The organism is Chromobacterium sp. LK1 (assembly GCF_001043555.1).
Classification (GTDB): Bacteria; Pseudomonadota; Gammaproteobacteria; order Burkholderiales; family Chromobacteriaceae; genus Chromobacterium; species Chromobacterium aquaticum.
Genome location: NZ_LDUI01000010.1, coordinates 1 through 11,596, shown reverse-complemented (window position 1 = coordinate 11,596; position 11,596 = coordinate 1). Strand labels below are relative to the sequence as shown.

Here is an 11,596-nt window from a genome sequence, read left to right as displayed (position 1 = left end):
CGCCGAGAAAAACAGCCAGGCAAGGCGGGGCGCGTCCCCTCGCCTTGCCTGGCGGCTCTTCCTTACTCCGCGCCGCCGCCCTCGGCCTCGCGCCGGCGCTCGGCCAGCTCGTGGCGGTAGGCGATGGCGGCCAGACGGCGGAACTCCTCCTGCAAGGCGTCCAGCCAGCGTTCGTCGACGAACAACTGCGGCGGCAGCGCCTTGCAGGCCTGGAACAAGGCCTGCAGCAGCGAGGAATGCTCGCTGTGGCGGCTGAGCAGCGCGGTGTCGCCCACGGTTTCCGCCAGCAGGCCGTCCAGTTGCTGCGGCTGTTGCAGCAGCGACAGCATGAACAGCAGCCAGTCCGCCTCATTGGGGTTGAACGCGCACACCAGCGGGTTGGCCAGCATGCGGCCGACGAAGAGCGCGTCGGCCGAGCGCAGCAGCTTGAGCTGGCCCAGCCGGCCCAGCAGATTGCCGAACTCCAGCCGCGAACAGCTGGCGTCCAGCGAATCGATGTCGGCCAGCAACGCGCCCTCGATGAAATCCAGCACCACCGCCCGGCGCTGGTAGCCGTAGCTGCCCACCCAGTCGGCGTAGATCTCCGCTTCCGCCGCCTCGCTCTCCAGGAATTGGCGATAGCTGGCGCGCAGCAGGCCGGGGCTCAGCGACAGCGCCTTGCCGAACAGCCGCGCCTTGAGCGCGCAATTGATGCCGGCCTTCAAGGGCTTGGGCTCGGCCTGCTCTTCCACCTGCTTGAGCAGCGCCTGCAAGCGCTTGCGCACCACCTCGTCCAGCTGGCGGCGGCGCAATAGCTCGCGCAGCACCAGCACCAGATCGCTGTCGTCCGGGAACAGGGAACGCGCCTGGCGCAGCAGCTCCTCGGCGCTGACGCCGTGGGACTTGGCCACGTGCACGATTTGCTGCGCCTTGGGCTGGGCTTCCTCGTCCAGCACCCGTTCGAAGCTGTCGGCCAGATGGCCCAGCTTCTTGTCGTAATCGCGGCGGTTGCGGAACTGGGTCAGCGCCGCCGACATTTCATCGGTGGACTGGGCGAAGCGCTGCACCTCGGCCGCCGGGCTGGCGTCCTCCAGCTGCTGCGCGTCGGCCTGCTGGGCCTCGCCCTGGCGCTGGGCGTCGCGCTGGGCGTCCAGCTTGGCCTGGTGCTTGGGCGAGCGCACGCCGAAGACCGGCGGCGGACGGCTGCTAATGTCCACGCGTCGCGCCCTTGGCCGCGCCGTCGGCGCGCTGCTCGCGGTCCAGGTAATCGCGCACCCATTGCTGCAGCGGGTCGCTGTCTATGCCGCCCTGCTTGGCCACCGCCGCCGCCAGATCGCTGGCGTCCGGCGTCAGCGGATCGTCGATCTCGCGCGGCTGGATCAGGAACACACGCACGGTATTGCTCTGGTTCTGGCTGCGGTAGCGGAACAGGCCGCCCACCAGCGGCAGGCTGCCCAAGAACGGCACCTTGTTGTTCTGCTCGATATTGGCGTCGCGGGTATAGCCGCCTATCAGCAGGCTCTTGCCCTGCGGCACCCGCGCCACGGTGCTGATGCGGGTGCGGCCCACCTCGGGCAGCGCGTCCTGCGGGTCCTTGTCGTAATCCGGGCTCTTGGCCTCGCGGCCGTCTTCGATGTTCAGCGACATCTCGATCTGGCCGTCGGCGGAAAAGCGCGGCAGCACGCTGACCAGGGTGCCGTAGGTCACGTGCTGCAGGCTGGAATTGCGCTCGCCCACCAGCTTGGCGTAGAAGGTGCGGTTGTTGTCGAAGATGGCCGGCACGTTTTCTTGGGTCAGCACCACCGGGCGCGACACCACATTGGCCTTGTTCTTCTGCGACAGCGCCATCACCGAGGCGATGAAGCGGGTGCCGTCCAGGGTGCTGAGGGAGGAGGTCTGGTTCAGCGTCACGCCCAGCTTGTTGCCCACGGTGGCGCTGCCGCTCCAGTTGATGCCCAGCTGGTCCAGGTCGCCCTTGTCCAGGTCTATGATCCACAGCGACAGCTCGACGTGGCGCTTGGCCACGTCCAGCGCCTGCGCCAGGTTCTCGATGAAGCGCACCTGCTCGGTGGTGCCCTTGACCAGCAGGCTATTGGTGTCCGGGTAGGCGATCACCTTGATGTCGCCGGCCGCCGTGTCCTGCTTCAGCGCCTCCGGCAGGCTGAGGCCAGCGTGGTAGGCCGGCGCCTTGAGCTCGCCGCCGGCGGGAAAGTCCGGCATCGCCGGGATATCGCTACCCCGCGCCGGCGGCCGCGCCGGATTGACGCCGGCGGACTGCAAGGGCTTGTCCTCGCCCTGCAGCAGCTTCTCAATCACCGTGGCCATGCCGGGGATGACGATTTTCTGGTCGCGCAGCTCATAGCTGCGGTCGCTGACAAAGGTATTGTTGAGCCGCACCACGCCTATCTTCTGCCGGCCCAGCTCGATGCCGTCGCTCTGCTTGTCCATGAAGCCGGCGGCGTTGACCACCAGGTCGACGAACACCGGCGGGCCGGACACGTAGAACGTGCCGCTGCGGTTGTCGCCGCGCAGCGGATAACGCTTGTCATAAAGGCCGGACTTGCGCAGGAAGTCGTTGAAGGCGGAGAGCGAGACATTGCGCAGCGACACCACCGCGTTGCGGGTTTCGCTGGCGTCGTAGACATAGATGGCCTGGCCGTCGTGATACCAGATCAGGCCCAGCTGCTGGGTCATCTTGTCCAGCAGCGCCTGCGGATTGGCCAGGTCGAAATCGCCGCTGATCTGCTTGCGCGCCGCCTGCTTGCTGACGATCACCGGCTTTTTCAGCCGCGAGGAAATCGCGTCGAAGAAAGAGCGCAGGCCTTCCTTCTTGGCGACGTAACCGGCATCGGCGGCGCGCGCCGGCTCCGGCGCGGCGGCGGCCGGCATCGCGGCGGCCAGCGCCGCCGCCAGCAGCGCGGCGGATAAAAAGCTTCGATTCATTTGGTGGCCAGTTGAATGATGTTGGACAGACCGCGCGGCGACACGCCGATCAGCCCCTTGATCTCGTTGGAAAAATGCGATGACGAGGCATAGCCGTGCTTGAGCGCCACCTGGGTCAGGTTTTCCCGCCCCTCCGCCACATCCAGCAGCGAGCGGGCCATGCGCCAGTCGCGCAGCTCGGTCTTGGCCGCATTGCCCAGCGCGTGGCGGCACAGCCGGCGGAAATGGGAATAGGACACGCCGTAGCGCTCGCCCAGCTCCTGCAACTTGTCGCCACGGCTGGACTGGGCCAGCAGGAAGCGCACCAGCCAATAGCTCTCGCTGCGGCGCAATAGCGTCAGCAGCGCGGCGAAGGCCGGCGACGGCGCCAGCACCTGCAGCAAGAACCAGTACTCGCAGCGCTTGCGGTCCTGCCAGGTCGTCAGATCGGCCTGCTCCAGCCGCGCGCAGCGCGCCTCCGCAGCGTCCGCCTCGCGGGCCTCGTCGGTCTTGGATTCGTCGACGAAGGCCAGCAATTTGCTCAAGGGCTCCAGCCGCAGCGGCTGAAAAGCCAGCGTGCCGGACAGCGCGCACACCTCCACGCGGTCCAGCAGCAGCAAGCCTTGCCAGTCCGGCGCCAGGGCCAGCGTCTCGCCGCCCTCTTCCCAGCTCAGTTCCAGCCGCGACTCTTCCCGGCGCGGCGGCAGCAGCCAGACTTCCTGGGCCGGCACGCTGCGCTTGGCTGCGGCCTCCAAAGTCTCCAGCGGGTGCAACACATCGTTATCGGTCATCGGTCAAACGCCCTGCCGGGCTCATGCTTGGACCGGGAAAGTGTCCCCCAGCGCCGCGACCGAATCCTGATGCAAATCTGATGGGATCCCGAGTTTTCACCGTGCGGCCTCCAGGCATAAAGGACAGGCCCACCACTGCGGCGCCGGCGCGACAAAACGCGCCGCGCGCGCCGTCGCCGCGTCCAGCCGGCGGTTTGAGCGCCGCGATTATCCCTTTTTGCGCCATGGGTAACTTTCAACTATCGACCATGGCGCCGGTTTTTCGCCATCAGTAATAACGCTCAGCAAAGTTACGCAGCCGCCGCCGGCCCGGCCGTCGTGCTATAGGCAGAGATAGGCGCTGACATGCCAAATGAATGATCAAAACCAAAAACGCCGTGATGCCGAATGGAGATAATGCGATGGCCCAGTTGACCCCTACCCTGCGCCGGGGAGCGGCGCTATTGCTGCTGCTGAGCCTGGCCGGCTGCCGTGACGATCAGCCCAAGCCCGGCACCGTGCTGGACGAAGCCAAGCAGGCCCAGCGCACGGTGGAATCCTTTACCGCCGCCGACGAGAACTACTTCAAGGACATGGACGGCGGGGTGGCGCTGAGCACCCCCGAGGTCATGGGCCGCAACACCTGGCTGGTGTGGACCGGCGGCAACGACAGGCTGTGGGACAAGCTGGCCACCGTCAGCGTCGGCAACCTGGACCTGCTCAAGACCCTGTCCTCCCATCCCGGCCTCAAGTTCAGCCGCGACAACCGCTGGAACTACCTGGGCCTGGTCAACGAACCCTGTTTCGACAAGGCCGCCGGCCCGGACGACAAGCGCTTCGGCCTGTGGCTGGACCAGCGCCGCGCCGATTGCGCGAAAGACCCGTTCGAGAATGAGAAGAGATACCCCGGCGTCGTCATCGGCGCGCGCGGCAAGAACCTGCCCGTCGGCTCCTTCTACGGCTACGCCACCGGCGTGGTGGGCCTGCGCCTGTTCCCCAACCCGGCCTTCGACGAAGCCGCCGCCAAGAAATGGGACGCCAAGCGCTATTACGAAGACCCCAGCTACTACAACGACAAGGACCTGATCCGCCCCTACCGCGTGGGCATGTCCTGTGCGTTCTGCCATGTCGGCCCCAATCCGGTGAAACCGCCGGCGGACCCGGAACACCCGAAATGGGAAAACCTCAGCTCCAATGTCGGCGCCCAGTATTTCTGGGTGGATCGCATCTTCTCCTGGCAGGCCGACCCCAGCAGCTTCCCCTTCCAGCTTTTCCACACCTCGCGGCCGGGCGCGCTGGACACCTCGCTGGTATCCACCGACTCGATCAACAACCCGCGCACCATGAACGCGGTGTACGGCTTGCAGGCGCGGCTGGACATCGCCAAGCGCTGGGGCAAGGAAACCCTGGCCGGCGGCAATCTCGACAACAAGCAGTTCAACGACTTCGTCAAGACCGGCCCGCTGACCCAATACTTCCAAGCGCCCAACACCGTGTGGACGCCGCGGGTGCTGAAGGACGGCTCGGACTCGGTGGGCGCGCTGGGCGCGCTGAACCGCGTGTATCTGAACATCGGCCTGTTCAGCGAGGAATGGCTGCTGCACTTCAACCCGCTGGTGGGCGGCAAGACCATCACCCCGATCCAGATCGCCGACGCGCGCAAGAACTCGGTGTACTGGCAATCCACCGAGCAGCAGACGGTGAACATGGCGCTGTTCTTCCTGAAGAGCACCGACCCGCACAAGCTGAAGGACGCGCCCGGCGGCGAGCAATACCTGAGCCACGACGCCGCCCAGCTCAGCCGCGGCAAGGTGGTGTTCGCGGAAAACTGCGCGCGCTGCCACTCCAGCAAGCTGCCACCCAAGGTGTCGCCGCTAGACCCCACCGCCGGCTGCGCCGGCCCGGACTACCTGGCCTGCTTCAAGAAATACTGGGACTGGACCAAGACCGAGGACTTCAAATCGCAGATGCGCCAGATCGTCCAGGCCGACGACTTCCTGAAGGACAACTACCTGTCCACCGAGCTGCGCGTGCCGGTGACCTTGCTGCAGACCAATGCCTGCAGCCCGCTGGCCACCAATGCGCTCAAGGGCAATATCTGGGACAACTTCTCGTCCAAGACCTATAAGGACCTGCCCTCGGTCGGCAGCATCACCGTGCACAACCCCTTCACCGGCGAGCCCTGGCAGTACAAGATGCCGGCCGGCGGCCGCGGCTACACCCGCCCGGCCTCGCTGATCAGCGTCTGGTCCACCGCGCCCCTCCTGCTCAACAACAGCCTGGGCAAGTTCAACCCCAGCCCGTCGGTGGCGGCGCGCATGGAGTCCTTCGACAACTCCATCCAGCAACTGCTGTGGCCGGAAAAACGCGAGAAGGACAAAGTGCTGGGCGACAAAGTGCCCGGCGTGATCGACCGCACCACCGCCCGCAGCTATCTGCGCGTGCCCACCGGCTACCTGCCGGACACCTTGCAAGAGCTGCAAGGCCCGCTGCAGCGCTACCTGCCCTGGCTGTTCGGCAAGGACGGCGTGGAGCTGGGCCCGATCCCGGCCGGCACCCCGGTCAACCTGATCGCCAACCTGCAAGTGACGCTGGACAACCCCTCGCTGGGCGAGCGGCTCAAGCACGACAAGAAACTGCTGGACCTGCTGCTGAAGATCAAGCACGACCTCAAGGCGCTGCCGCCCGGCGCCAGCGACGAAGAGGCGCGCAAGGTGTTCGCCAACCTGGTCAAGCCGATGCTGGAGCTGAGCACCTGCCCGGACTTCGTGGTCAACCGCGGCCATTACTTCGGCACCGGCTATATGAAGGATGAAGCCGGCCTCAGCGACAGCGACAAATACGCGCTGATCGCCTTCCTGAAAACCTTCTGAAACGAGCGCCATGGACGAATACGAATACATCGTGGTGGGTTCCGGCGCCGGCGGCGGCACGCTGGCGGCGCGGCTGGCCGAGGCCGGGCACCGGGTCTTGCTGCTGGAGGCCGGCGGCGACCCGCGCGCGCTCAAGGGCGGCGACGCCTGGCAGCCCCAGGCCGACCGCCTGCCCGACGATTACGACGTGCCGGTGTTCCACGCGCTGGCATCGGAAAACGAGGCGATGAAGCTGGATTACTTCGTCCGCCATTACGCCGACGACGCCCAGCAGAAGCGCGACCCCAAATACCGCGCGCAATGGAACGGCCAGAACGTGGACGGCGTGCTCTACCCGCGCGCCGGCACCCTGGGCGGCTGCACCGCCCACAACGCCATGATCACCGTCTACCCGCACAACGCGGACTGGGACAACATCGCCCGGCTCACCGGCGACGACAGCTGGCGCGCGGACACCATGCGCGGCTATTTCGAGCGGCTGGAAAACTGCCATCACCGCCCGCTCTACCGCTGGCTGGGCCTGCTCGGCGTCAACCCCACCCGCCACGGCTGGCGCGGCTGGCTGCAAACCGAAAAGGCGATACCGGAATCCGCGCTGGGCGACGCCGGCCTGGTGGACACCCTGCTGGTATCGGTGGACAAGGTGTTCCAGGAAGTGGACGTGCCGCACCACAGCTGGCGCTGGCTGCTGCAAGGCCAGGCCGACCCCAACGACTGGCGGCTGGTGCGCGACAACGCCGTCGGCGTCTGCTACCCGCCGTTGGCCACCCGCGACCATCAGCGCAACGGCAGCCGCGAACGGGTGCTGGACGTGGCGGCGCGCCACCCGGAGCGGCTGCGCGTCGAGCTGGACGCGCTGGCCACGCGAGTGCTGTTCGACGCTAGCCTGCGCGCCGTCGGCGTGGAATATCTGAAAGGCGCCGGCCTCTACCGCGCCAGCGGCCGGGTCAGCGACGCCGCCGGCGAACGCCGCGAAGCGCGCTGCAGCCGCGAAGTGATTCTGGCCGGCGGCGCCTTCAACAGCCCGCAGCTGCTGATGCTGTCCGGCATCGGCCCGGCCGCCCACTTGCAGGAGCACGGCATCCTGCCGCGCGTGGACCTGCCCGGCGTCGGCCAGAACCTGCAGGACCGCTACGAAGTGGGCGTGGTCAACCGGATGAACTTCAAGCACTGGGAAGTGCTGAAGGACGCGGAATTCGCGCCCGGCGATCCGCAATACAAGCAATGGGCGGAAGGCCGCAAGGGCGTTTACACCACCAATGGCGCGGTGCTGGCGGTGATCCGCCGCTCGGCGCAGGAACGGCCGCTGCCGGACCTGTTCTGCTTCGCGCTGCTGGGTCTGTTCAAAGGCTATTTCCCCGGCTACTCGCGCCTGTTCCCCGAACACCTGAACTACCTGACCTGGGCCATTCTCAAGGCGCACACCAATAACCGCGCCGGCACGGTCAGGCTGCGCTCCGCCGACCCGCGCGACCCGCCGGACATCAACTTCCACTACTTCGAGGAAGGCAGCGCCGGCGGCGATCAAGACCTGGACTCGGTGGTGGAAGGCATCAAATTCGTGCGCAGCCTCACCGCCGATCTGAAAAAGCAGAACCTGATCGCGGAAGAAGAACTGCCCGGCGAAGCGGTGCAGAGCGACGATGAACTGCGTCAGTTCGTCCGCGACAACGCCTGGGGCCACCATGCCTCCTGCAGTTGCGCGATCGGCGCGCGCGAAGCCGGCGGCGTGCTGGACAGCCGCTTCCGCGTCCACGGCGTCAGCGGCCTGCGCGTGGTGGACGCCTCGGTGTTTCCGCGCATTCCCGGCTTCTTCATCGTCTCCGCGGTCTACATGATCGCGGAGAAGGCGGCGGATGCGATTTTGGAAGACGCCAAGCGTTGAGGGAGGGCGAGTCACGGTTTTAGCTAGCAATGTGAAGCCACTAGAAAAACGCCAAAAACACTACATATCCGACGCGCCCCGGGTCCCTTCAAGCCTGCCGCCGGGTGGCAGGCCCGAGGTCTTAAGCGGCTGCCTGTTCGAGCACCGCGACGCTAGCGCGGTGCGAGTTCAGCCGCGCCTCGGGCCTGACGGGCCCCGGCGGGAAGCCGCAGGCCAGGCTTGCAGGGTGGCCTTTAGGAGTGGAGAGGATATTTGGCCAAACAAATATCCTTTCCCTGCCCGCCGGGCAGCCCCGGCAATCAAAATCATCATCCGCGCAGCGGATTCAGGGCCATGAATATCATCAGCCGCCTCGACGAAATGGTTGCCAGTCAAACACCCGCCGACAAAGCCGGACCAACGGAAAGAACCCGATGAGCACCCCGACCCAGCCCTTCTCCCAAGTCAACGCCGACGAACGCGCCGGCCTCGCCGCCGCGCGGGCGGAAGAAGGCGTGGAACGCCCAGGCGGCAGCGAAGCGCCGCAAGCCGGCCTCGCCTTCTCCGGCGGCGGCATCCGCAGCGCCACCTTCAACCTGGGCGTGCTGCAAGCGCTGGCCAGCAGCCGCTGGCTGCGCGAAATCGACTACCTGTCCACCGTCTCCGGCGGCGGCTACCTCGGCGGCTGGCTGTCCGCGCTCAAGCGCCGCGCCGGCAACGCCGGCATGGAACAGACGCTGCGCGACCATCAAGGCCGCCAGCCGGCCATCCAGTTCCTGCGCGACTACAGCAACTACCTGACCCCCAAGACCGGACTGTTCAGCCTGGACACCTTGTCCGCCATCATCACCTACTGGCGCAACTTCATCCTCAACCAGATCGTGCTGCAAAGCCTGCTGCTGGCGCTGCTGCTGATGCCGCACGCACTGGTGGGCCTGGCGCGCAGCGCCGCCGCGCTGCCGCTGGCCGGCCCGCTGGCCTTGGCCGTCGCCGCAGCCGCCGCCATCCTGTCCGCGCTGCTGGCGCGCAGCACCACTCGCGACGGCAAGGACGCCGCGCCGCCCGGCGCCGCCAGCCTCAGCGTCGCGCTGCTGCTGGTCTTTTGTTACGCGATGGCGGTGTTCACCCTCCAGCAACTGGAACAGCGCGACGACTTCTGGCGCCAACTGCCGCTGTGGCGGGTGGCGCTGATCTCCAGCCTGGCCTATGCCGGCTACTGGGCCTTGCTGGCGCGCGGCTTCAGCCAGTTGCGCGGCAACGGCTATCTGCGCAGCGTGCTGTGGGCGCTGCTGGCCGGCCTGCTCGCCGGCTGCAAATTGTGGGGCTTGCTGCAAGCGCTGGATTATCTGCTGGGCATACGCTCGCCGCTGGCCCAGATCTGGTATGTGGTGGCCGGCGCCTTCGCCGTGCTGCCGCCGGTGTTCGCCCTCAGCGCCGCGCTGCACATCGGCCTGGTCAAGCGCAGCTTCTCGGATCTGCAACGCGAATGGTGGTCGCGCCTGGGCGGCCTGCTCCTGGCGCTGGACCTGGCGCTGGTGCTGCTGTTCGTGGTGGTGGCGCTGTCGCTGCCGCTGCTGGCGGTGACCGCGGACTGGCTGCGCGCGCTGACGCTGCCGGCCTGGCTGCTAACCACGCTGGCCGCGGTGTGGCAGGGCCAGTCCGCCAAGACCAGCGGCACCCAGAATGCCGGCTGGCGCGATCTGCTCGCCCGCATCGGGCCTTATGTCTTCGTCGCCGGCCTGCTGATCCTGCTCAGCGCCGGCCTCAGCTGGCTGCTGGCGGCGCTGGAACTGCGCGCCGACGGCTGGCAGCTGCGCCAACAGCTGTGCGGCTTCCAGGCCTGTAATCTGAGCGACTGGACCACGCTGCACTTCGACGCGTCCGAGCGGCAAGGCATGGGCGGTTGGCTCTATCTGGCGCTGGCGGCGGCCTGCGTCGGGCTGGCGATGTTCGCCTCCTCCCGCTTCGACATCAATCTGTTCTCGCTGCACAACTTCTACCGCAACCGGCTGACGCGCGGCTACCTGGGCGCCAGCGCGCCGCAGCGGGCGGACAAGGTCAACCGCTTCACCGGCTTCAACGCCGGCGACGACCTGCCGCTGGCCGAACTGGCCGGCGCGCCCGCCAGCCCGCCGCAGCGGCCCTATCACCTGATCAACACCGCGCTCAATCTGGTGGCCGGCGACGACCTGGCCTGGCAGCAGCGCAAGGCCGCCTCCTTCACCTTCACCCCGCTGTACTGCGGCTACAAGTTTCCCGACAGCGCGCCGGAAGCCATCGACGCCTTCGCGCCCACCCGCGCCTATATGCACGACGACGCCTCCGGCGCCGAACTGGGGCCGATGCTGGGCTCGCTGATGGCGGTGTCCGGCGCCGCGGTCAGCCCCAATCAGGGCTATCACAGTTCGCCGGCCGTGACCTTCCTGCTGACGGTGTTCAATGTGCGGCTGGGGCGCTGGTGCCCCAATCCAGGCAAGCCCGGCGCCGCGCTGCAGGAGATGTCGCCGCCGCAGGGCTGGGTCTATCTGCTCAAGGAGCTGCTGGGGCAAACCAATGCCCGTTCGGACTTCGTTTATCTCAGCGACGGCGGCCACTTCGAAAACCTGGGCCTGTACGAGCTGGTGCGGCGGGAATGCCGGCTGATCGTGGCCAGCGACGCCGGCCAGGATGAACAGATGACCTTCGAGGACCTGGGCAACGCCATCCGCAAATGCCGCATCGATCTGGGCGCGGAAATCCACATCGACGTGGACGAGATTCGCCGCGATCCAGCCACCGGCTTCAGCCGCGCCCCCTACGCCGTCGGCTATATCCGCTACGCCTCCGGCGCCAATGGCCACCTGCTCTACCTGAAGCCCTGCCTGCAGGGCAAGGGCGCGGAACCGGTGGATGTGCTGCAATACCGGGCCGAGCATCCGGACTTCCCGCACCAGTCCACGCTCAATCAGTGGTTCGACGAATCCCAGTTCGAGAGCTATCGCAAGCTGGGGCTGTGCATAGGCGAACAAGTGGTGGGCAAGCTGGACCGCGACGGCGCGGGCTGGCTGGCGGCGGACAAGGTGTAAACGCCTGCCGCGCAGCCGCCCGCGCCAAACTACTGGGCCACACGCGGCGGCGGCGCGCCCACCAAGGCCTGGCGCGCCAGCGCCATATTGCTGAACCCCGCCTGCCGGTAGCACAGCCGCGCG

At 67.1% G+C, this 11,596-nt stretch carries 6 protein-coding genes; 3 read left to right on the top strand and 3 right to left on the bottom strand.

What is annotated here, in order from left to right:
- Positions 1–62: 62 nt before the first annotated feature.
- Genes VI26_RS05560 through invF form a run of 3 tightly spaced genes read right to left on the bottom strand, consistent with a single transcriptional unit; the run spans position 63 to position 3,692 of the window.
- Positions 63–1,196 carry a YopN/LcrE/InvE/MxiC type III secretion system gatekeeper gene (locus VI26_RS05560; protein ID WP_304413455.1) on the bottom strand — a complete coding sequence of 378 codons (1,134 nt, stop codon included), beginning with the start codon at positions 1,194–1,196 and terminating at the stop codon, positions 63–65.
- On the bottom strand, positions 1,186–2,922 hold the full coding sequence (sctC, locus tag VI26_RS05555) for a type III secretion system outer membrane ring subunit SctC (RefSeq protein ID WP_053074244.1): 1,737 nt from the start codon (positions 2,920–2,922) through the stop codon (positions 1,186–1,188). Before sctC ends, VI26_RS05560 begins: the two co-directional genes overlap by 11 nt.
- The gene (gene invF, locus VI26_RS05550; protein WP_082150900.1) at positions 2,919–3,692 is read right to left on the bottom strand and encodes an AraC family transcriptional regulator InvF; all 774 of its coding nucleotides are present in this window, start codon (positions 3,690–3,692) and stop codon (positions 2,919–2,921) included. The genes sctC and invF overlap by 4 nt, the downstream gene beginning before the upstream one ends.
- Before the next feature lie 401 nt (positions 3,693–4,093).
- Here invF and VI26_RS05545 point away from each other — a divergent pair, with 401 nt between their 5' ends.
- The 3 genes from VI26_RS05545 to VI26_RS23135 all read left to right on the top strand — a co-directional run bounded on the left by VI26_RS05545 (position 4,094) and on the right by VI26_RS23135 (position 11,473).
- Positions 4,094–6,544 (top strand): hypothetical protein, encoded by a 2,451-nt coding sequence (locus VI26_RS05545; RefSeq protein ID WP_053074249.1) that lies wholly within the window; start codon positions 4,094–4,096, stop codon positions 6,542–6,544.
- A gap of 10 nt (positions 6,545–6,554) precedes the next feature.
- On the top strand, positions 6,555–8,429 hold the full coding sequence (locus tag VI26_RS05540; protein ID WP_048408765.1) for a GMC family oxidoreductase: 1,875 nt from the start codon (positions 6,555–6,557) through the stop codon (positions 8,427–8,429).
- A 413-nt stretch (positions 8,430–8,842) separates the two neighbouring features.
- Positions 8,843–11,473, top strand: coding sequence for a hypothetical protein (locus tag VI26_RS23135; protein WP_053074243.1), 2,631 nt, complete (start codon positions 8,843–8,845; stop codon positions 11,471–11,473).
- Positions 11,474–11,596 lie beyond the last annotated feature (123 nt).